Origin of the sequence: Shewanella kaireitica (assembly GCF_023284045.1) — a bacterium.
Classification (GTDB): domain Bacteria; phylum Pseudomonadota; class Gammaproteobacteria; order Enterobacterales; family Shewanellaceae; genus Shewanella; species Shewanella kaireitica.
Genome location: NZ_JAKIKQ010000005.1, coordinates 226,244 through 247,723, shown reverse-complemented (window position 1 = coordinate 247,723; position 21,480 = coordinate 226,244). Strand labels below are relative to the sequence as shown.

The window sequence follows — 21,480 nt, the reverse complement described above, 5'->3', positions numbered from 1 at the left end:
AGGAACAATAAGATGAGGTTAATAATTCTACTGACAAGCTTATTTAGCACTATTGCTATTGCTGCTGTTTCACCTGAGAAGCTACAAGAGATAAAAGCGTTACAATTTAATGACGATAACATCATCACAGCAGGCTTACCAACCGAGTCGCAGTTTCCACTATTACAACAAGCAGGTGTTGAGTTAGTCATCAATCTCATTCCAGTAGGCAACCCTAGTGGTCATGATGATGAAGCCGACTTCGTCGCTAACACAGGCATGCAATATCAGCAGATAGATGTTGATTGGCAGCAACCTACATTGGAAAATGTTGAACAGTTTTTTGCCATTATGGATGCTAATAAAGGCAAAAGAATATTAATCCATTGCGCAGCCAATTATCGTGCATCAGCCTTTTATTATCTTTATGAGCTAAAGCAAGGACACGCCGATACTGATGACTTTAAACAGCGAACGATGCAGCCATGGGGTAAGTTGTCAGAAAGTTTAGCTGAATATCCACAGTGGAATACGTTGATTGAAACGGTTAAACAAGAGCTGAAATAGTCCCTATTTGTCTTAATTAAAGCGCCCTTATGGCGCTTTTTTGTTATTTATTCCCTGTATCACTCTCGATTTCCCCTCTATTGCATGCTCTCCAACAAGGTTTTACTCCTCTGCTTTGCCTGCGAATAAAGTCTTTTTCGATAAATCAATTTCGGTTAAAGGTCCGCCTAAAATATGAAAAATGTGATCTTGATCATTCTTGCCAACCTGCTAATATAGCGGCAAGATATTAGTTATAGCAAAAAGTAATAAGCTACTTTAGAATAATAACAATTAAGAGCTAAATACAATGAAAAATACCACAGAGTTAACCCAGATCTATCTTGATGCGAATGCTACAACCCCCGTCTTGCCTGAGGCTGCAGCAGCAGCGTTATCTGCAATGGAAAATCTCTTTGGTAACCCAAGTAGTAGCCATATTACCGGGCTAAAAGCTAAAAATTTAATGGAGCAAACTCGCTTGAGAGCCCAAACGTTGCTAGGCAGCGGAAATGGCAAGCTCATCTTTACCAGCGGTGCAACAGAGGGAATTCAAACCTCCATATTATCAGCATTGATCGCCGCTAAGAGCGGTATGTCTGCAGCTAAGAATTACTCGGTGCTTTATGGTGCGACTGAACATAAAGCTGTTCCGGAGTCACTCAAACATTGGCTCAATGTACTCGATATAAAAGCTAAAGTTACCGCTATTCCAGTAGATAGATTTGGCTTACTAGATCATGATTTTATTGCCCTACATGCACCCAACGCCTTAATGATCTGCACTATGGCTGTTAATAATGAAACCGGTGTGTATCAAGATCTTTCTGCATTAGAAAAAACTATTCGCCGTGCAAATTCAGATATATTTTGGATGGTTGATTGTGTGCAAGCGCTTGGCAAAACTGAGTTAGATTTGAAATCAACAACGATTGATTACGCTCCCTTTAGCGGACATAAACTATATGCCCCGAAAGGAATTGGTTTTGTCTATATCAGAGATTCAGCTCCATTTACTCCATTCATTGCAGGTGGTGGCCAAGAAAGCGGATTACGTTCTGGCACAGAGAATCTACCAGGCATGGCTGCACTGAATGTGATTTTTGAAATGTTACTCAACAAAGAGTCATCGCCATTTTCAAATACTGTTCAATTGACTCATTACCGGCAGCAGATCGCTACAACCTTAACTGAGTGCTTTGGCGATGTCGTATTTAACAATAGCTTTGAACATAGCGTTGCGACAACAATCAATTTCGCGGTACCGGGCTTTAGTAGCAAAGAGATCATGGATCTGTTTGATGCAGCCAATATTCGCGTTAGCTCAGGCTCTGCTTGTAGCTCTAAAGTGACTCGCAGTTTTGTGCTTGATGCTATGGGGCTACCCGCTTGGCAAAGTGAAGCGGCTATTCGTATGTCTTTTGGACCTGCAATCACTCAAGCAGAAGTTGATAGCGCCTGCGCACGTATCAAAACGGCCTCGCAAGCACTCACCCAAAGTTGCATGATCTTGGATGACAGCAGTGATATTTCAGATAGAAGCGATTTAGATGGTTTAGTGCAATTGCGATCTGGCGCAAGCTGTACTTGGGTATTCGTTGATTCATTTAGTAAACAAGCACTTATTGTTGACCCGCTACCAGAGCTACAACAACGACTTGAAACTCTACTAGAATGCCAGAAACTAACACTGGTGGCTGCCATTGATACCCATGGTCACGCCGATCATATCTCTGGACGTGAAGCTTTAGCAACGCGCTTTTTAGCTGAGCAGGAGTCTGATGCTTTAGGTTGGCCAATGACCGAAGCACACATAAAGCATCTAGGACAACAACTGCAAGCTATCTCTATCGGTTCAAAGCGACTACTTAGACTGCCAACACCAGGCCATACCAGCGATAGCATAAGCCTATTGTTATGTTCTGAACTTAGTGCATCAAACCACATAGTAGAACAAACACAGTACGCTTTTTGTGGTGATACTATTTTGATGGGCAGCCTAGGTCGAACCAACTTCGATTCTAGCTCTAGCCAAGCGCTATTTAATAGTCTGAAATTAATCCGAGACAGTATAAGCAACAACACGTTGATCTGTGCTAGCCACGATTATAATAATGAGTTCACCACTAGCCTTAATGCTGAGGTTAGCCGCAATGAATTACTTAAAGCCGTTATAAACAATCAAATATCCGTGGATGTTTTCCAACAACATAAAGCACATCTTGATACTCACCTAAATGATGAAGTCGGCACAGAGATAATGTGCGGAGCAATCATCGGAAACTGCGACAGATCCAACATCAAAGAATATGATGCGATTAGTTTAGCTGTAGCAATGAAGCAAGATGAGAATGTCTGCATTATCGATATTCGTGAACCCCACGAATATGCACTGAACCACTCCACGCAATCAAGTCAAAATGTACCACTTACTCGCTTAGTGCAGTTTATCCAAGAGCATCAGAACCAAAAACATAAGCAGTGGGTATTAGTTTGTCGTAGCGGCAGTCGCTCTATGATTGCAGCGCAAGCCATGCATCGACTTGGGTTTGAACAAGTTTCTCACCTTAAAGGTGGCTATGCATTAAGTTCATAGGCTGTTGGTAGTCGTGAAGATCGATAAGCCCTATATCTGACAATACAGGGCTTTTTATTTAAGTGGATATTAGGAGCTTAGGATCTGCTCACACCGCTTTGGTTTCACTTTTGTCTTCTTTTTAGTTGGCTTATTTGTTGCTTTAGTTTTCGGCTTCAGTTTGGGCTGAGTATATTGCTCCTTCCACCAACTAAGTTCATTACAACCATTGCCCTTAGGGATAGCTGCCTGGTTAATACAGCTCGCGTCATCTTCTGGGCAGTGTAGTCGAACATGCATATGGTATGTATGCCCCCACCAAGGTCGCACTTTATTCAGCCAAGCATCATCGACAAGTTTCATGTCACATAGGTGCTGCTTAATCACTGGACTGACAAAAATACGCGCAACACGGTGATCCTTGGCAGCCAATTGCAACATACGGGTATGCTGCGGTTGCCACTGCTTACTATCAAGGCTGAACTGCTTGGAATTAACAATATCAAATGGCTCTGGTTGAGCACGTTGCTTTACCGTTAACAGCTGCTCAGTCAGCTTAAGCCAAATATCAACATCGAGCCCAATTTGGTGACTTGAATGACCATGAGTAAAGTTGCCACCTCGTGGCATAGACATGTCAGCAATTAACACATTGGATTGCTGGTATTGCTGTAGTTTATTGCTGTAATCGCTGATAAAAGAAATAAGCTGCGGATGACCAAAGTAACGTTGTCGTTCAGGACGAATAACTTGAAAGCCAACGCCTGACAAAGGCAGTGCTTCACCTCCTGCTAGGCAGCCATTTGCGTAACTGCCTACAGCGGCGACATCGCTGTTAAAAGGGCTATTGACTCGCTCCCACGGGTTCGCGAATACAGTTGAATTTGCCAACAAAAGGATCACGCTTAACCACAGAAAGGCGCTGTTACTGATAAGTCTATTCACATAATTAATCCTCACCTCATACCGAGATTAAAAAACAAAGACCATTTTACCATTGCTATAAGCTTAAACGAGTTTCATTTCTCAAGCAGTAAACTTAGCTCACTTGATGGCTTTTATTCTGTCTACGATACCTGGCAATGAAACGCTGATTCTGATGGATATTGACCTCTAATAGGTTGATTAAATGCTGCAAGGATTCTAATGGGGGGATAATATCGGTTGCTGTAATCGCTTCTACTTCTTTAGCTAGATGATGTAAACGACTGGCATAGAAGTTCGCTGCCATATCTTGTATCGAGTGAGCAAGAATATGGATATTTGTAACATCATCCTTATCGAAAGCTTGTATAAGTTGAGTAATAGAATGCTCAGCAAACTCCTTAAATGAGTCAACTAGCTCTTCTATTTTGACATAGTCATTATCGTGAATTTCCAGCAACTGTTTGAAGTCAATATCAGCTTCTGTAATGTTGAGTTCGTCCTCTTTATGACGTGCTAGTGCTACCACTTTATTGTCACAACTCTCTATCGGACTTATTTGATCAACCAAATGCGTTTTGCAGATCAGATGCGCATGCTGACCGAGTGCATCTCGAAAACTCTGCTCCTGTAAAGGCTTGGTCAATATATGATTGGCACCAGCGCCAATCATATTGTCATGGGCTTGCTGAAACACATCAGCAGTACAGGCAAAAATAGGGATATCTAGCTTGAGTTTTTTCCTAATAAACTCTGTCGCTTCAATGCCGTCCATCTCTGGCATATGGTTATCCATTACCACTAAATCGTATTGCTTGTTTTGCACCATCTGGATGGCCTCTAAGCCATTGATAGCGACATCGACACTATGACCTAATCGCTGGCAAAAGGTTTTAGCCACTAACGCATTGATTTTGTTATCTTCAGCAATCAATATATTGATACTCTCAGGTAAATTGCTAGGAGTAGTCACTTTGCTTGTTGTGGTTTTAGGTTGTGATTTCGCCCGTTCAATAGCCATAAATATGGCAAAGCTGGTGCCTTCACCTACTTTACTGGTAATAGAAATCGTACCATTCATTAACTCAACGAGTTGCTTAACGATGGATAAGCCAAGCCCCGTGCCACCAAATTGGCGAGTTGTTGAAGACTCTGCCTGCACAAAAGGATCAAAGATCGATGCCAGCCGCTCCTGCCTGATCCCTATTCCGGTATCTGTGATGGTAACTTCGACTCCCTGACTCCCTTCTGCATTTATCCCTTGTTTAAATCTAAGAGACACACTGCCCTGTTCAGTAAACTTAACCGAATTACTCATTAGGTTATAAATCACTTGCCTTATCCGAGACTTATCACCTTTAAAAGACTGATCCTCATCTATGTCATTTTGCACAAATAATCTAATATTCTTCTCTTCACAGATAGGCTCGTAGGTATTACGAATAGGCTCAAGCACACTACTAAATTTGAAGACTTCACTCTCTAATTCCAACTTACCTTGCTCAACTTTTGAAAAATCGAGAATATCATTGAGTAACGAGGTTAGATGATTACCCGATTCCAATAGAATCTGGATCTGCTTTCTATGTTCGGGATTATCTAGATTAGGCTCAATAATTTGCGCCATCCCCAAAATACCATTAAGTGGCGTTCTTAACTCATGACTCATTGTCGCAAGGAAAGTTGATTTGGCTTTGTTAGACACATCAGCCTTGATAACCGCTTGTGCTAAATCTTCTTGCATCTGCTTGCGGGCAGTCGTGTCTCTTTCAACGGCAATAAAGTTACTCACTTCTCCGCGCTCATCGGTGACCGCACTGATATTCATGTCAACCCAATAGGGAGTCCCATCTTTACGGTAGTTAATCACCTCCGATGCAACAGACTGCCCAGCCCTCATTGCTCGACCAATTTTATCGACTTCCTTTTTATCGGTATTTTTACCCTGTAATACATCACCAGGCCTCTTGCCTAGCAACTCTGCTAGGCTATAACCCGAAATGGTGGTAAAACCTTTATTTAGCCAAGTCACAACTCCCTGCTTATCTGTGATAATGAAGCCATCTTGAGCCTGTTCAGCAACCAACGCTAGCATATCTTTTTCTTTTTCTGATGCTGTTAGGCTTTGTAAAATCAGCCTCTCTTTGCGAGTTTGCTCCTGCAATTGCACACGGTAGTAAAATGAGAAAATAACCACCAGCAACATGCAGCTTAACAGCAGGCTTTGTTTAGTATCTTCAACAACTGATAACCAAAATAACTCCTGTTCATTAATATCTTGCCGTACCTTAGCATTCAGTATTTGCTGGTTTTTAAGAGATATATCCTGCTTTATTTCCGCTAGGATCTGTGCATGTCTGCTTAAACTCTTAAAACTATTGGATTGTGCAAGTTCGGGACTAACCTGACTAGAGATAGGCAAGGACATTGTTTGCCCGATCATATGGATCCGATCATCACTACTGGGCATTTTTTGCCACAGATCCTGCTGCAGTAGATTAATGGTATGGTTCGAGTATTCCTGTGAAATTTTGAGCCTTAATATGGTCTCAAGATCTGTTACCAAAGTTGTCACTGAAGCCGATAATCGATTGGCATGTCCTGATATTTGTGGATTGCTTAACAACAGCCACTGCACAATAGATAGGTCCTCCGGCTGTAAACTTTTTTGTAGCTGTTGCACATGTCTCTCTGTCCCCACTAGCCCACCAGAAATAGCATCGTAATCCAAGCCATTGCTCACCTCCATTTTGAAAACATCGTCCCGGACAGAGAGAATGTTATGACTCAACTCGGTATAAGCATGCTGATATTGCTGCACGATATAAACTTTAGCGATCAACATTGAAACCACCAATACTGTTAGTGTCGCCAACAAAACTAAACAGTTAGTAATGGTTTTATAACTTAAAGCGTTCATCGATTTAATTCCTTAAGAACCGGAGGTTTAGGCGCGGTAAGTGAATCTAAGAACGCGACAAGTTCTATTAGCGTTGTAGCTTCGAGATCTTTACCAAGCTGCACTTTAGCCATCACCAAAACGGCTTCTTCTAAACTCTGAGCGCGGCCATCATGAAAATAGGGAGCGGTTATCGCAACGTTGCGTAAACTCGGTACTCGATATACATATTTATCATTAATATCATTGGTTTGCTGATAACGACCAAGATCTGCACTCAGCGCTGCTACCGACTCTACGCTGCCAAACTTCTGAAACAGATTGCCACCGACATTACGTCCTTGGTGGCAATAAATGCACCCTAACGACTGAAACTTTTGCCAACCTAGAGCTGCAGCTGAGGACAGAGCACTGGTATCACCCTGCAAGTATTTATCAAACGGTGCATCCGGAGTGTTGAGCTGCAACATAAAAACTATTAATGCATCTTTAATCGTGTCTTCTGTAATGCCCTCATCATAATGCTCAGCAAAAGCACTCCGATAGCTGGCTTGATTGGATAATCGAGCCACGATATCGTCCCAATTACTGTTCATCTCTAATGGATTATGAATAGGACCGTCGATTTGCTCATACAAACTATTTGCTCGTCCATCCCAGAAAAATCGGCTATTCAACCCAATATTGAACACAGTAGGCGAGTTTCGGTTGCCCGCACCTTTAACTCCTGTTGAGACCGCAATATCTTCAGCACCATTGTCATAGATATGATGGCAAGACTCACAACTAACTTGTCCATTCGAAGATAACTGAGGATCTAAAAATAATCTTAGCCCTAGGATAATGTGAGACTTTTTATCTGGTTCGAAAACAAAGGTAGGAACAGCAGCAATCGAGGCCTGATCAAGTATGCTGTTATCTTGTGATAAGTGAGAGTGTCCTTCGTCAATTTCAACCCTTTTGACAAGGCTTACTTGCTGTTTGGACTGTTGAAATAGATATACGCTGAAACCGAAAATAATCAATGTCGCTATCGCCCAGCGATATTTGAATATCATGGCTAACCTCCCTGTGAGTTTATGCGGCAATCCTTCGCTGCATTTAGTTTTCAGTTTAGTTAAAGCATTCAATAATGCGAATTTTCAGAGCAATGATTAACTGACCACCTCTCCCAACATCAACAGTTTCTTTACTTGAATAGCTAAGGGGCAATGCCTAGCTAAGTGTGCTTAGATTTATAGCTTCACTGAAGCTTCACCAAGGATTACAAAGACTTCACCCTCTAGATATTTCCTTGCTAAGCGAAACTGCTAAGCTGAATAAACCACGCAAACATCAATAGAATTTAAAACAATGAAAACAGTTATATACCTTATGAAATATCTATTAATATTGCAGCTATCACTAGTAATAAACAGCCAGGTTATGGCTAATGCCTCCTCGCAAGGACTACAGCATAGCGCCATTGTTAGTGCTCACGAGTACACGCACCAATCAAGTGTTTTAAAGCAGGAAAGGCGCTTTTTGGTGTCACTTCCTGAACGTTACTTTGCCAGCGATAGGCATTACCCAACTCTGTATATTATTGATGCAGACTTCCAGTTTCAGCATGTTTCGGCGCTGGTAAAACACCTCGCACGCATGGGGAAAATACCGCCGATGATAGTGGTAGGCGTCGCGAATCAAGGTGATGATGACTACCTATACACCACGACTTGGGCAACAGAAGATAAAGCCTTTGGCGGTGCGGCAGAGTTTCATCATTATCTCACTAACGAGCTAGTCCCGCTGATAGATAGAGAGTTCAAAAGCAACAGCCAGAAAGCACTCGCCGGTTACTCACTTGGAGGCTTGTTTACGCTTTACAGTATGATGCAGCAAGATAGCCCATTTAATGCTTACCTTGCCATGAGCCCTAGCGCTTGGTTTGATGACTACAGCGTGGCGAATAAAATTGAATCACTGTTACAACAAAATAAACTATCAGCCCCACTGTTTTTCTCTGTTGCTCGTGAAGAAGATATGGGAGTCGATAAGGTTGCTGCGGTTTTTGAAGCTTCAGCGGATAAATCATTGCAGTGGCATTTCGAATCCTATCCGACTGAAAACCACTTCACTACTGCGTTGCCAGCCCTATACGATGGCTTACAATTCTTAGCGCCAAACTACGCCACTGATGGCACTGATATGCTAGAAATTGGCGACTACAAGGCTGTTATTAAACACTTTAAAACACTGCAAAAACAGTGGGGCGGCTTTCAGTTTGAATGGTTACACGCTTATCAGTTTGCCAAATACCTATTTTGGTCGAAGCAGGTCGATAAGGTAGACGAAATACTCACAGCTATTGAGCAGCATTTTCCTGAATCAGTAACAATTGTCAGCATTGAGGTCGCCAAAGGGTTACTCATTAAAGGAGATAACCAACATGCTAAAACCATACTTGAGAAAGTAACGTTAGAGGGTGAACAAAGTCCAAATTGGCACAAACAGCTCAGCCTTTACTACAAGGCAGAAGGCGATGAAAAAAGAGCTCAGCAGCACTTTGAAAAAGCACTCGCCTTGGCAGAAAAATATCAATTGGAGAGCTGGGAGGTGTGGGAGCTTAAATAACCTCATCATTGCACATTAAAATAAAAAGCGGAGCAATCCAGCTCCGCGTACTAAATTAACTGGCCGTAACATGAGCTTTGATTAAGCAGATCAGGCAACCTCGAGACAAATTAAAGCGCGACTAAAAATCGCTCAACTTGTCGCGTCTTAACCAAAAGAACACATGCCAGAATGACCAGCCAACCGTAACAATATAAGGCTAAATAGGTGGATCAGGCAGACTAATGCTGAATACCGACTTCAGCCCCCTTTAGCGACCCTGCCAAAGAAAACCTTCTGCGCCCTTATCACAGTTGATGTCGGGCGCTTACACAACCCCATTAATCCAGAGCTTCAAAATCCTTGCTCAGACCTTTGTTAGCGCGATCTTGGTACAACCAGCGATACAATGTTGGCAGCACTAATAATGTCAACGCTGTCGAGCTGAACAGACCACCAATAATCACAATTGCTAGCGGCTGCTGAATTTCGCTACCGACCCCAGATGAAATTAAGATAGGGATCAAGCCCAGTGCAGAGGTCAGTGCCGTCATCAGTACTGGACGTAATCGACCAACAGTGCCTTCATATACCGCTTCAAAAAGAGACTCATTCGACTCTGACTTGACGCTCGATCGACGTTGATTTATCGAATCCACCAGTACCACACCGTTAAGGACGGCCACACCAAATAGGGTGATAAAGCCAATCGAACTTGGCACCGAAAGATAAGTACCACTGACATACAAAGCAACAACGCCACCAATCAATGCTAATGGTACGTTAGCCATAATCAGTCCGACCTGCTTAATTGAGCCAAACGAGAAGTACAACAACAGCGCAATAAGAGCAATAGAGATAGGCACCACTAACATTAGCTTCTGCTGTGCACGTTGCTGATTCTCATACTGACCGCCAACCACCACAGTGTAACCTGGTGGCAATTCAGCTTGCGGCACCACGGCATAAATGTCGTTGACCACCGACCCCATATCTCGACCAGCTACGTTTGCTTGCACGACCACACGACGCTGTACATCATCTCGGCGAATATTTGGAGGCGCCATCTCGATAACCACATCAGCCACTTCACCTAAACGTACCGTAGCACCATTAGCACCACTTAATAGTAAGTCACGCAATGCATCAGGTGCACTGCGGTATTCTTCCGCCAATCGCACATTAATATCGTAGCGAGCGTTACCATCAATCACCTGCCCCGCACTTACACCACCGATCCCCTGACTCACTAAGCCCATTACGGTATCAACGCTGATCCCGTAACGCGCTAACAGATCACGCTTCGGACGTACCACCAGCTGTGCTTCACCACTCACCTGCTCCAATGACACATCCACTGCACCGGGGATTTGAGTAACTAAGTCCGTCAATACTTGGCCACGCTCAGACAGCACATCTAAGTCGGGACCAAAGATCTTAATCGCTAGCTGGGCTTTTACCCCTGACAGCAATTCATCAACTCGAGTCGCAATAGGTTGTGAGAAGGTAAATAATAGGCCAGGGTAGATACTGAGTCTCTCTTCCATCTTACGCTGCAGCTCTAAACGTGTTTCTGCATGTTGCCATTGCTCAATCGGCTTGAGTCCAATATAGATTTCGATGTTACTCACTGGCTCAGGATCGCCACCCAGCTCAGGGGCACCGATACGGCTCAGGGCATAGTCAACTTCAGGAAACTCAAGCAACATAGCCTCAAGTTTAGGAGCAACCTCTAAAGAAGTACCTAAGCTTGCAGTCGGTGCTAATGTCACCCGCAGGTTAATTGTCCCCTCTTCGAGTTCTGGGACAAATTCAGTACCCAGTCTTGGTAGCAACATCATGCTCATAGCAAACATCACAACAGCAGTAATCACCACCACTTTAGGTTTTGCCATTGTAGCGCTCAATAACTTACGGTACCCCGCTTCAATAGGCTTAAGCACTGCACTTTCTTTTAGCGTAACACCACGTTTAAACAAATAAACGGCTAACGCTGGTACTGCAATAAGTGCCACTAACAACGCAGAGATCATCGCCAAAATGATACTAACTGCCATAGGTTGAAACAGCTTGCCTTCAACACCTTCTAAAGCAAATAGTGGGGCAAAGACAACGATGATAATGGCTGTCGCAAAAAAGATTGGGCTACACACCTCCTTTGCAGCCAGCATCACACGCATCGCAATACCGCTGCGCTCACCCGCATCAATACCATCTTCATCTGCATGATGTGGGTCAAGTTCACCTGAAGCGCGCGCTTGCGCCTCGGATAAATGACGTCTATCTGGCTGTGTTAGGTGTTTGAAGATGTTTTCAACCATCACCACCGAACCATCTACCAACATACCAATCGCTACCGCCAAGCCTCCAAGCGACATCAAGTTCGCAGACATACCAAAGTAGGACATAACCATCAGCGCCAAACCAATCGACACAGGGATCGACAGCAGCACCAACATAGTGGCGCGAATGTTGACTAAAAACAGCGCCAAGATCACCACGATAAACACAAATGCCATTAGCAATGCGTCACGCACAGTCTCCACCGCTTTGTCGACTAAATCTGCTTGATCATAAAAAACCTCAAACGACACGCCTTCAGGCAGAGCTTGTTCGATTAAAGCACTACGCTCACTGATATCATCAATGGTTGCTTTTGTATTTGCGCCCATACGTTTAAGCACTACGCCAGCAACCACCTCACCTAACACTTGCTTATTACCAGCCTCGTCGCGGCGAGTCATGGTGACAGCACCAACGCGGATCTCACTGCCATATTCGACATTAGCAATATCGCTCACGCGTACCGGTGTACCAGCCACTTCAGCAACTGGGATCTGGGTAATCGCTTTTAAACCTGCATCCCCCGCAGGCAATAAACCATAACCACGCACAACGAGCTGCTCTTGACCTTGGTCCATAAACCAGCCACCCGCGTTGCGGTTGTTGCTCTCTAATGCATTCGTCACTTGCTCCATGGACAGGCCGTAGCTGCGCATTTTATTCGGGTCTATCTGCACTTGATATTGACGCACCTCACCACCAAACGACAGCACCTCAGTCACGCCACCTACTGGCATCATGATAAGCTTAACGAGATAGTCATTTAGGCTTCGTAGCTCTGACGCATCAACGCCTGAACCAGGCTCTGCCCGCAGAATATACTGGTAAATCTGTCCTAAGCCAGAGGTATTTGGGCCAATTTCAGGCACCCCAACCCCATCAGGGATCATCTCTCTCGCTGCCTGTAATTGCTCAAATACTTGCTGGCGAGCAAAATAGATATCTGTCCCCTCAGCAAATACCACAGTGACAATTGACAAGCCCGTGCGCGACAGTGAGCGAACTTCTGTTACTGAAGGCAGCGCGTACATGGCCGATTCAACAGGATAACTAATTAGCTTTTCAACTTCTTCAGCCGCGAGCCCTTCCGCCGCCGTATTCACTGTCACCTGGACGTTAGTGACATCTGGGAATGCATCTAGATTAAGTTTTGGTAGCATAGCTGCACTAGCAATCACCGCAGCTAAAAGCGCAAGCACCACCATCAGACGATTGCGGATCGCAGCGTCTATTAATTTCTGTAACATAGTGAGCGCCTCTTAGTGGTTGTGAATATCGAAGCCAGACTTCGCTTGCTCTGAAGACAAGAAAAATGCGCCTGAAACAACAACGTTAGAACCTGATGCTAGACCGCGAACTAAGTTCATACCGCGTTGACGTTCAACCACTTCAACCTCTTGAGCCTCAAAACCATCTTCGTCTTCAATAAACACCTGCCAGTCTCCATCGCCACCGCGTGTAAGCGCAGAATCAGGCAAAATGACTCCACCTTGCTGCGCGTCAGGAAGATAAAGTTCAGCAAACTGCCCAGCATGTAAAACATGACCTGAATTTTCAAAGCTCACTAAGATCTGCTCAGTACGGGTGACGCTATCGAGTTCATGTGAACGGCCAATAATTTTAGCTTCTAGGCTCTTATCACCGACTTTAACGATGGCTTTGCTACCAATACTGACTTTTTCAGCTTGAGCTGGAGTCAGCTCTGCTTGCACCCAAAGATGTGACTCATCAGTAAGCTGCATCAGTGCCGTGCCTGCAGGAATAACTTGCCCTAACATGGCTAAGTCTTGCTGGACACGGCCGGTAATCGGCGCGAGTAACTGATAACTTCCGATAGTTTCGGGGTTCGAAGCCAATGCTTTAATCTGCTTTGGCGTCATCTTCATTGCCTCAAGCGTGGCTCGCTTAAGCTCTGCGTCTACCTGAGCTTGCAGTCGACGACTAGCACTCACCGCACTCTTACTCATGCGCTTAACTCGGCTCCATTCAGCTTCAGCATTGATATAATCTGCTTGTGCTTGAGCGACTGCCACTCCACCTAAAGTCAGCAATACATCACCTTGCTGCACTTCCTGACCTGGTACAACATTGCGTTTTTGTACGCGTACATCGACCTGTGGCGCAATAGTGATAGTACGGTCACGGTCAACCACCAAGGTTGCTGTTGCAACCGCTTCTAAACTGAAACTTTGCTCCGTTAAGCTGATCACCTTGATCGCTGCCAACTCACGCTGTTCAGGCGTCAGCTTTAATGCGTCCAGTCCATGCTCTTCTTCCGCCTCACCAGCAGCACCATGGCCGTGACCATCATCCTCGGTAACAACCTCTTTAGCGGGCGCCTCTTGAGCATGATCATGACCATCGCCAGCATTTGCCACCAAAGGCATGATAAACGCGCTACTGATTGCCATGAATAGACCAAAGCTCATTGCGCGCGTAATCGCATTGAGACCAAATACTGTTTTTTGAGTTTGCTTAACCGTTGACGTATTCATATATTCTGCCGACTTGATGCTATTAATTTTCATGATGTCTGTTCTAATATTTTTCATTATCTACCCCTTACTTAGCTTGGGAGCTTGGGAGCGTGTGCAAGTTGACTATTGAGGTAAGACTCAAGTTGCCCACTGGCGCCCATCCACGTCAGCCAGTTCTCATACAGAGCTGATTCCAACGTGAGTCCAGCCAGATAGCTGCTGCTTATCTGGCGTTGACTTTGCAGGTAATCACTGGTGTTTATGTCACCTGTCTGCCATTGCTGTGCTAAGTTCTTCGCGGCCTCACCGCCTGATGTAAGTACTAACTCACGCCAATCTTGATAACGCTGTGCCAGCCTAGGTTGACTCAAAGCAAACTGCTTCTGCTGCTGTAAAAGCACTCGCTCCTTGGCAAGGTATGTTTGCTCCGCGATTGTGATCCCTTCATTAGCCACTGCGATAACGTCGCTATAGTTATTTCTAAACTGCAACGGAATAGAAACCCCAACGCCAACTTTGTTGTCTTCCCCTTCTCGCTCGGCACTTAAGCTAATCGTTGGGTCTGCGGCACTATCTGCTTTGGCCTGCTTGGCAGCGACTTTCGCAATCAACACCTGCTGATAAGCACTTTTTAGCGCAGGCAGTTCAGGGGAGACTTCAAGCTGACTTGTTTGAGCACTAAGCGCATGCAGAAAGTCGGCAAACGGCAGTTCAACTTCGCCAAACAAGCCTAGCACCGCACCATCGGCTGCTATTGACACTTGCTCTGCGATGGCATAATCCGCGGCATTACTGGCAAGTTCAAGTTGCATTAACTGCAGCTCCACACTGGATATATCACCCACTTCTAAGCGTTGATGCCCAATATCCAATTGAGCTTTAGCGCGTTCAAATTGTTGCTGTTGAAAAAGCAATGCCTTTTTAGCTTGGGCTTGACTGGCCAAGGCTTGCAGCCGTTCGGCCAGCATTTGGCTGCGCTCTAGCATGATATCTGCAACGAGTATTTCGCTTTCAAGCTGGGCCATCCGTGTTGCTGCACCACGTTTATCGCCCCAATCTAGGGTTTGGCTTATGTCGAGAGTATAAGTATCGTCGGATGCTTCGGAGTCATTTGTCTGATAATTCATACCAAGCTCAGGGTTATAAATCGCTCTATCTGCAGCCTGTATGCTTAGCAGTGCTTGCTGGCGACGTGCACTCTGCGCTTGAATCTCCGGTAATGCATTAAAGAGTGAAATCACTTGAGGTAGCCAGTCATTAAACTGTGCTACACCTGTACTGGATGTGCTTAATGCTATTGAAGGTACAACTGCCATTGAGTCTGTTTCTGCAGCTATTACCTGTGAAGTAATGGCATTACTGGCCAAGTAACCTAGTAAAACAGTGGCGATCATGGTTTTTTTCATCGTGGATCCTTTTTATCCAGCAACACATTCCCACTAAGTGCGTATTTAGGGCGCATAAGCGCATTCTCAAACGTACGTTAATCAAGGAAATGTCTATGCCGAATGCCATACAGTAGGTCCAAAAAATTTAATCTTGGACTGCTTGTATCAATCTTTATAGAGCAGTATGGATAAACACTTACTGTTAGCTGCACAGCAGTAGCTGCAACAACTCACTTGCGGCTTATTCATACTCATTGGAAACTAAAGATTCAGCAAAGATCTCATACAACTATGCAGCAGCTAAACATCGACGAGATGCAAGCCCAACAAGGCTGTAAAGACACTAATGCTGTTAAGGATTAAGCGATAGGGGGGCGATAATCTCGCAGCTGAACAGGAGGAAGGTATTGTTTATCAACGCTAACAACCATATCACCGACGGGGGTAGACGGTGTTATTGATTCAATTGACATAGCGGTCACATGACCACCATGACAAGGACAGTCAAGACACAGATCAAAACTCTGCGATTCGGTCTTAACTACAGTATGTTCATGTTTTTCGAGGTCAGCCTGGTCGCTCTGTTGTAGCTCAAGAGGACAGGTACAATCATCTACACATTGAGCTAAAGTGGTGACATCAGCCGTAAACTGGATATGTGGGTGTGATTCACTCTCCTCTTCATGATCGCCTAAATGCAGCTGGTGCGCGCCAAGATTGCCGCCTGCAAACTGCAGGAGCACAATAGCGATAAGCACGGTTGCCATCTTTAGAAGGTTTTGAGGAGCAAATAAACGCAAATTTCACCTTTATAATCGAAACTAAAACATAATGGTTCTAGCCAATATGACTAGCATAATATCCTAAAGTTCACTTAGAACAACTTTTAAATCGTACTAAGTGAACCTGCTCATAACTCTTGATTCCAGCAGTTACTTAAATACGCAATGTTTAGCGTAATCAGTCGCTTCGTTAGTACTCCAATCACCTGATGGCTTATCGCTCATCTGCTTACACCAAGCCTCACTGCCGACTTCAGGCGCACAAGCTGACAGGCCTAAAGCAAATACCAGTGCTAAACTTGCTGCTGAAAATTTTGAAAGAGACATCTGTTAATCCTTTTTATATCTGCGAATATGCGAAAGTAACTTTTCGCGAGTATACCTTTAGGTGCGTTCGGCAATCCAGTCAATTGCCTGTTGCTTTTGTTCTAATGGAAACCAAGCGACCTCGCCCTGCATGAAGGGGCCGAGTAACTTAACTGCATTACCAAACCAATCTGGGCCGCCAACCAGGACTAAGGCTTCAAAGTTAGGTAATTGTACTTCACCACTTCCCGCTAGTGACTGATGCTCCCATCCCTCGAGCAACACATCGGCCTCGACATATAAACATACCTTACCTGTGTTACCTTGGTACTTCTCAATCATCGGCTGCAGGATTTGCCCATAATCTTCAGTCGATAAACGACCGCTGGCAAATAAGCTAATGACGCCTTTAGTGATATCCGGAATTTTACACAGCATATATACCCTAACTCCTAGACCCTAGCGAATAGACTCTTATGTAGAAAGTCGAATCAATAATTGCTTGATGATAGCAAATCAATGTTGAAGGAAAAGCGGCTTAAGCCCTTATTTTAGCTTAAACTCTGTTAACATTGACCTTCATCAAGCTTAGCAGTGTCGGCTTTTCTTGAAATGAACCTTTTACAGCGGGCATTATTCATTGGCATTAATCAAAATATCCAACGCGGTTTCGATTCAAGATAGCGAGCTAGAATGGCAGTTTATCCGCTCCAGCGGCGCAGGAGGTCAACACCTTAATAAAGTGTCGACTGCCGCCCAGCTTATCTTTGATATAAAAAACTCTTCTTTACCTGAGTTTTATCAAGCACGTTTGCTTGCCAAGGCCGATCACCGCATCACTAAAAGTGGCAAAATTATCATCAAATGCCAACAAAGTCGCAGCCAAGACTTTAATCGCCAAACCGCACTTGAACAGTTTATTGCGTTAGTTGCCAGCGTAGCAGCGGTACAAAAGAAGCGCATCGCCACCAAACCGACTAAAGGCAGCCAACGACGAAGAATGGATGCAAAAAAACAGAAAGGGGCAACCAAAGCCCTAAGGCAGAACAAAAGCGGTTATTAACTAACTATTAAATTCTGAGTTCGACAACTGGGTGTTTTTTTGTTGAAATCAATATCTCGCGCACTCTAACCGATTTATCCAAGGGAATTTTTCATGAGCAGCCAAGCCAAAGTATTACTTGTAAATGGTCCTAATTTAAATTTGCTCGGCCGCCGAGAGCCAGGCCATTATGGTCATCACACCCTTGAGCAGATTGTTAATGGCTTAAAACAGCAAGCGGCAGATGCCAATTTACAGCTTGAACATATCCAATCAAACGCCGAGCATCTATTGATTGAAGCAGTTCACAACACCGATGCTGACTTTGTGATTATCAACCCTGCAGCATTCACTCATACCAGTGTGGCCCTGCGTGATGCACTTTTGGGTGTTGCTATTCCCTTTATCGAAGTGCACTTATCTAACGTCCATAGCCGTGAAGCTTTTCGTCATCACTCCTATTTTTCAGACAAAGCAGTCGGCGTTATTTGCGGCTTAGGTGCTCAAGGGTACCAATTTGCGCTGCAATCAGTGATTACCCACCTAAACGCCTCACCACAGAAATAAGGCCAGCTGCTAATATGGATATTCGTAAAATAAAAAAGTTGATTGAGCTGGTTCAAGAGTCCGATATTGCTGAGCTGGAGATTAAAGAGGGAGAAGAGTCGGTACGCATTTGTCGCCACAGCCCTGTGCCTATGCAAGCCGGAGCGCAAACCTATTTAGCACCTGCTAGCAGTGTTGCAGCCGCTATAGCAACTCCAAGCATGAACAATTACAGCAGCACTAGCGATGAAACCGATAACCATAAACTATTATCGCCAATGGTAGGCACCGCTTACCTCACTGATAGAAATACAGGTAAACCGCTATGTACAATAGGCCAGCAAGTACAGCAAGGTGACATAGTGTGTGTCATTGAAGCCATGACGATGATGAATAACATCGCTGCTGACAAAAGTGGCATCATTAGCGCACTATTAATTGAGGATGGCGAACAGATTGATTTCGAGCAAGCAATCTTAGTCATCGAGTAAACTTGTTTTAAGAGGTTAAACCGCAATGATTCTAATCACTGGTGCAAGTTCAGGTTTAGGTGCCGCATTAGCAAAAATCTACAGCCAAGAGATGCCTGTTTGTATTAGCGGTCGTAATCCGCAGCGCTTAAATGCTGTCGCAGCAACACTTGATGGCGAGGTAAATTCCCACAGTTGTGACTTAACTGATGAGCAATCAGTGGTTTCGCTGTTTGACTCACTAGCTCACGCACCCTCGGTCATTATTCATTGTGCAGGTAGTGGCTACTTTGGTCCGATAGAGCAACAGTCGCCATCAGCGATTAAAGATCTATTAGATAACAATGTTACCTCGGCCATTATGCTGCTGCGCGAAGCAGTTAAGCGTTACAAAAATAAGCCTGTCACTGTGGTAATGGTAATGTCGACTGCAGCGCAAATAGCCAAAGCAGAGGAATCGACTTACTGCGCTTCTAAATGGGCTGTCCGCGGCCTTGTTGAATCGGTAAGGTTAGAATTAAAAGGCCAGCCGATGAAACTCATTGCAGTGTACCCTGGCGGTATGGCGACCCCTTTTTGGAACACAAGTGGCAAGAGCCTCAATACCGATAGTTTTATGAGCGCAGAGGAAGCTGCAACTATGCTAAAGCAAGCGCTCAGTGCAACCGAACATGGTTATGTATCGGACATCACCATTAACCGCAGTTAGGACAAATCTCGAAGTCAAAAGTATAGAGCTAAAAATAAATCACTTTCTATACTTAACGAAACTGGCTGATGTTAACCAAGATTCTTAAGGGGTTTTATGCGAAGCGGCCTTATATTCTTTACCTGTACAGCACTATGCTTATTTATTGCTTACCATGCTTATTTTTTCATTATGCCTAGCGTAGAGATCAACAACCAATCAGGGCAACTCCTCACCCGTGTAGAAGTCACTCTTCCTAACAACAATCTAGTATTCGACAGTATTGAGCCATCGCAAACTATGCGAATTCACCACAGCACGGAACAAGCTGACGGTGAATATGGTTACCTAATAAGATTATCTTCTGGACAACAAATTAATGGTCGTTGTGGCTACGTCACTCACGACCAATATATGAAAGTCTTAACGCTCACTATTAATAGAGAACATCAAGTAAGCTGCCTAGAGTAACTCTAGGCTTAAGCGTCGAGTACCGCCTCTTGCATTAAGTTTTCTATCTGCTTAAAGCTAGTTTGCGCATTTTTATAATCTAATTCAATTAATATCAGATCACCGTTTAACGCCATCACTAAAGAGGGAAATCCCTGGATAGGTAATCGTCGAGTTTGACTAATTTCCTGTAGCAAACGAGCTTGAGTTAATTCACTGTTCAGCGCGATAGCAAAAGCCTCGCTATCCATTCCTAGTGCTGTTGCTATTTCTACCAATGTAGCATCATCTGATGGATTCCTTGCCTCAAGATAATAAGCTTGCTGCAGAGCGTGATAAAATGGCTTCTCAAGTCCCGCTTCTCTTGCCAGCAGCACAGCTCTGCAAGCAGGGTAAGTAGCCCGTCGAGGCTGACATTTTACCCAAAAGTCAAAATTGAATTGAGTACCAAGTTGCTGCGATATCTGCCGCCATGTCTGCTGTAAAAAATCTTCCATCTCTTCAGGCATAGGCTCATCAGTATCAGCGGCAAGTCCACCCAAGCGGTATTCAATGGCTAATTGAGGAAACTGTTGTTTAAGCTGTTCTTCTAAAAAGGACCATGTTGGTTTATAACCCCAGCACCAACTGCACATAGGATCATAAACGTAAAATAGCGTAGCAAGGTTCATATAGTCGTCTTCGTCCTGATTGAATTTATTATTGGTCTTATGCACGAAAGTCTAACGCCTCCGTAATTACAGCACAGACCTTGTCCAGTATCACACCATTGAACATCATGATAATGCTGTTCATTTCACAAAAACCCACTCAGATTACCTTGCTCACTAAAAATGTCCAATCAAACAGAATTTTATACTGTATAGAAATCTTCACGTTCAATGTATTCGCCTTGATAGCATGCATTTTTATGGCTTTTTTCGTATTATAATTCCTCTCTAAATCCTCATAAGAAGACCTGCCTACCGTGTCTAAACTAAAACCCGATGTCACCATCATCCGTAGCGGTATATTCACCAAATGGGATGAAGATAGCGATGACTTGCCAAAACTCACTAAGGCTACAGTGCACGTGCCAGCCGAAATTGATATTGAATTTGGTTTTGTCGCTCAAATCAAAAAAGCCAAAAATCAAGTTCTACGCTACTGCATCTACCACCCCGACATCCCTGATGAAAACGGCGATATTCGTCCACCATTTGACGGTGAAGTCTACGTCAAATCTAATGATTGGAAGTTCTATATAGGTGATACCATTTGGGCACCGGAGCATAACAAAGTCGGTAAGTGGCGAATGACACTTGAGCTGAAGGGTAAGATCATTGCAGAGAAAACCTTTAAAGTTCATATGAATGAAGAGGACGACAAAATAGGCGCATTCTGGAAGCGCCGTGGGTTTTAGTCAGCATATTCTCTAACAGCAATTTGAGTCAGGTAACCCTGCCAGGGACTGTAATAATAGCTTCGCACTTA

The 21,480-nt window shown here is 44.2% G+C and carries 19 protein-coding genes; 9 read left to right on the top strand and 10 right to left on the bottom strand.

Translation table 11 applies throughout. From position 1 onward, the window contains the following. Window positions 1-12 precede the first annotated feature (12 nt). Both L2730_RS09700 and L2730_RS09695 read left to right on the top strand, forming a co-directional pair. A complete protein-coding gene (locus L2730_RS09700; protein ID WP_248974400.1) occupies window positions 13-546 on the top strand; it encodes a protein tyrosine phosphatase family protein in 534 nt (177 codons plus the stop codon). A gap of 289 nt (window positions 547-835) precedes the next feature. After that, window positions 836-3,121: an aminotransferase class V-fold PLP-dependent enzyme gene (locus L2730_RS09695; RefSeq protein ID WP_248974399.1), complete on the top strand. Its 2,286-nt coding sequence runs from the start codon at window positions 836-838 to the stop codon at window positions 3,119-3,121. 69 nt (window positions 3,122-3,190) lie between these two features. Here L2730_RS09695 and mepA read toward each other — a convergent pair whose 3' ends face one another. The 3 genes from mepA to L2730_RS09680 all read right to left on the bottom strand — a co-directional run bounded on the left by mepA (window position 3,191) and on the right by L2730_RS09680 (window position 7,981). After that, window positions 3,191-4,045: a penicillin-insensitive murein endopeptidase gene (gene mepA / locus L2730_RS09690; protein ID WP_248974398.1), complete on the bottom strand. Its 855-nt coding sequence runs from the start codon at window positions 4,043-4,045 to the stop codon at window positions 3,191-3,193. A 94-nt stretch (window positions 4,046-4,139) separates the two neighbouring features. Then, window positions 4,140-6,944, bottom strand: coding sequence for a PAS domain-containing hybrid sensor histidine kinase/response regulator (locus L2730_RS09685; protein ID WP_248974397.1), 2,805 nt, complete (start codon window positions 6,942-6,944; stop codon window positions 4,140-4,142). Continuing rightward, a complete protein-coding gene (locus L2730_RS09680) occupies window positions 6,941-7,981 on the bottom strand; it encodes a cytochrome-c peroxidase (RefSeq protein WP_248974396.1) in 1,041 nt (346 codons plus the stop codon). The genes L2730_RS09685 and L2730_RS09680 overlap by 4 nt, the downstream gene beginning before the upstream one ends. 367 nt (window positions 7,982-8,348) lie before the next feature. On the opposite strand from L2730_RS09680, the gene L2730_RS09675 reads away from it, so the two are divergent. After that, window positions 8,349-9,536: an alpha/beta hydrolase-fold protein gene (locus L2730_RS09675; protein WP_248974395.1), complete on the top strand. Its 1,188-nt coding sequence runs from the start codon at window positions 8,349-8,351 to the stop codon at window positions 9,534-9,536. A gap of 320 nt (window positions 9,537-9,856) precedes the next feature. On the opposite strand, the gene L2730_RS09670 is transcribed toward L2730_RS09675, so the two are convergent. The 6 genes from L2730_RS09670 to L2730_RS09645 all read right to left on the bottom strand — a co-directional run bounded on the left by L2730_RS09670 (window position 9,857) and on the right by L2730_RS09645 (window position 17,249). After that, the gene (locus tag L2730_RS09670) at window positions 9,857-13,105 is read right to left on the bottom strand and encodes an efflux RND transporter permease subunit (protein WP_248974394.1); all 3,249 of its coding nucleotides are present in this window, start codon (window positions 13,103-13,105) and stop codon (window positions 9,857-9,859) included. Between the two features lie 12 nt (window positions 13,106-13,117). Then, entirely contained in the window at window positions 13,118-14,353 is a 1,236-nt protein-coding gene (locus L2730_RS09665; RefSeq protein ID WP_248974432.1) for an efflux RND transporter periplasmic adaptor subunit, read from the bottom strand. Window positions 14,354-14,424: 71 nt separating this feature from the next. Next, window positions 14,425-15,741: a TolC family protein gene (locus tag L2730_RS09660; protein ID WP_248974393.1), complete on the bottom strand. Its 1,317-nt coding sequence runs from the start codon at window positions 15,739-15,741 to the stop codon at window positions 14,425-14,427. A gap of 341 nt (window positions 15,742-16,082) precedes the next feature. After that, complete coding sequence (locus L2730_RS09655; protein ID WP_248974431.1) at window positions 16,083-16,490, bottom strand: hypothetical protein; 408 nt, start codon at window positions 16,488-16,490, stop codon at window positions 16,083-16,085. Between the two features lie 165 nt (window positions 16,491-16,655). Further along, window positions 16,656-16,832: a DUF3012 domain-containing protein gene (locus tag L2730_RS09650; protein ID WP_248974392.1), complete on the bottom strand. Its 177-nt coding sequence runs from the start codon at window positions 16,830-16,832 to the stop codon at window positions 16,656-16,658. A 57-nt stretch (window positions 16,833-16,889) separates the two neighbouring features. Further along, window positions 16,890-17,249, bottom strand: coding sequence for a SpoIIAA family protein (locus L2730_RS09645; RefSeq protein ID WP_248974391.1), 360 nt, complete (start codon window positions 17,247-17,249; stop codon window positions 16,890-16,892). 202 nt (window positions 17,250-17,451) lie between these two features. On the opposite strand from L2730_RS09645, the gene arfB reads away from it, so the two are divergent. From arfB to L2730_RS09620, 5 genes are all read left to right on the top strand, one after another. Then, window positions 17,452-17,874, top strand: a complete 423-nt coding sequence (gene arfB / locus L2730_RS09640; protein WP_248974390.1) for an alternative ribosome rescue aminoacyl-tRNA hydrolase ArfB — start codon at window positions 17,452-17,454, stop codon at window positions 17,872-17,874. A 93-nt stretch (window positions 17,875-17,967) separates the two neighbouring features. Further along, on the top strand, window positions 17,968-18,420 hold the full coding sequence (gene aroQ / locus L2730_RS09635) for a type II 3-dehydroquinate dehydratase (protein WP_248974389.1): 453 nt from the start codon (window positions 17,968-17,970) through the stop codon (window positions 18,418-18,420). A gap of 14 nt (window positions 18,421-18,434) precedes the next feature. Beyond that, complete coding sequence (gene accB / locus L2730_RS09630; protein ID WP_248974388.1) at window positions 18,435-18,890, top strand: acetyl-CoA carboxylase biotin carboxyl carrier protein; 456 nt, start codon at window positions 18,435-18,437, stop codon at window positions 18,888-18,890. Between the two features lie 25 nt (window positions 18,891-18,915). Next, window positions 18,916-19,578: an SDR family NAD(P)-dependent oxidoreductase gene (locus L2730_RS09625; protein ID WP_248974387.1), complete on the top strand. Its 663-nt coding sequence runs from the start codon at window positions 18,916-18,918 to the stop codon at window positions 19,576-19,578. Window positions 19,579-19,674: 96 nt separating this feature from the next. Continuing rightward, window positions 19,675-20,028 (top strand): hypothetical protein, encoded by a 354-nt coding sequence (locus tag L2730_RS09620; protein ID WP_248974386.1) that lies wholly within the window; start codon window positions 19,675-19,677, stop codon window positions 20,026-20,028. Window positions 20,029-20,036: 8 nt separating this feature from the next. On the opposite strand, the gene L2730_RS09615 is transcribed toward L2730_RS09620, so the two are convergent. Next, a complete protein-coding gene (locus L2730_RS09615; RefSeq protein WP_346347818.1) occupies window positions 20,037-20,723 on the bottom strand; it encodes a DsbA family protein in 687 nt (228 codons plus the stop codon). A gap of 251 nt (window positions 20,724-20,974) precedes the next feature. Here L2730_RS09615 and L2730_RS09610 point away from each other — a divergent pair, with 251 nt between their 5' ends. Continuing rightward, window positions 20,975-21,409 (top strand): DUF3859 domain-containing protein, encoded by a 435-nt coding sequence (locus L2730_RS09610; RefSeq protein WP_248974385.1) that lies wholly within the window; start codon window positions 20,975-20,977, stop codon window positions 21,407-21,409. The last annotated feature ends 71 nt before the right edge of the window (window positions 21,410-21,480 follow it).

Bases quoted from the DNA above. Each gene is read 5' to 3' on its own strand.
- L2730_RS09695 (WP_248974399.1), top strand. From the start codon at position 836: ATGAAAAATACCACAGAGTTAACCCAGATCTATCTTGATGCGAATGCT.
- aroQ (WP_248974389.1), top strand. From the start codon at position 17,968: ATGAGCAGCCAAGCCAAAGTATTACTTGTAAATGGTCCTAATTTAAAT.
- L2730_RS09700 (WP_248974400.1), top strand. From the start codon at position 13: ATGAGGTTAATAATTCTACTGACAAGCTTATTTAGCACTATTGCTATT.
- L2730_RS09675 (WP_248974395.1), top strand. From the start codon at position 8,349: ATGGCTAATGCCTCCTCGCAAGGACTACAGCATAGCGCCATTGTTAGT.
- L2730_RS09655 (WP_248974431.1), bottom strand. From the start codon at position 16,490: ATGGCAACCGTGCTTATCGCTATTGTGCTCCTGCAGTTTGCAGGCGGC.
- L2730_RS09620 (WP_248974386.1), top strand. From the start codon at position 19,675: ATGCGAAGCGGCCTTATATTCTTTACCTGTACAGCACTATGCTTATTT.
- L2730_RS09685 (WP_248974397.1), bottom strand. From the start codon at position 6,944: ATGAACGCTTTAAGTTATAAAACCATTACTAACTGTTTAGTTTTGTTG.
- L2730_RS09670 (WP_248974394.1), bottom strand. From the start codon at position 13,105: ATGTTACAGAAATTAATAGACGCTGCGATCCGCAATCGTCTGATGGTG.
- L2730_RS09625 (WP_248974387.1), top strand. From the start codon at position 18,916: ATGATTCTAATCACTGGTGCAAGTTCAGGTTTAGGTGCCGCATTAGCA.
- L2730_RS09645 (WP_248974391.1), bottom strand. From the start codon at position 17,249: ATGCTGTGTAAAATTCCGGATATCACTAAAGGCGTCATTAGCTTATTT.
- L2730_RS09680 (WP_248974396.1), bottom strand. From the start codon at position 7,981: ATGATATTCAAATATCGCTGGGCGATAGCGACATTGATTATTTTCGGT.
- L2730_RS09650 (WP_248974392.1), bottom strand. From the start codon at position 16,832: ATGTCTCTTTCAAAATTTTCAGCAGCAAGTTTAGCACTGGTATTTGCT.
- L2730_RS09660 (WP_248974393.1), bottom strand. From the start codon at position 15,741: ATGAAAAAAACCATGATCGCCACTGTTTTACTAGGTTACTTGGCCAGT.
- L2730_RS09665 (WP_248974432.1), bottom strand. From the start codon at position 14,353: ATGAATACGTCAACGGTTAAGCAAACTCAAAAAACAGTATTTGGTCTC.
- accB (WP_248974388.1), top strand. From the start codon at position 18,435: ATGGATATTCGTAAAATAAAAAAGTTGATTGAGCTGGTTCAAGAGTCC.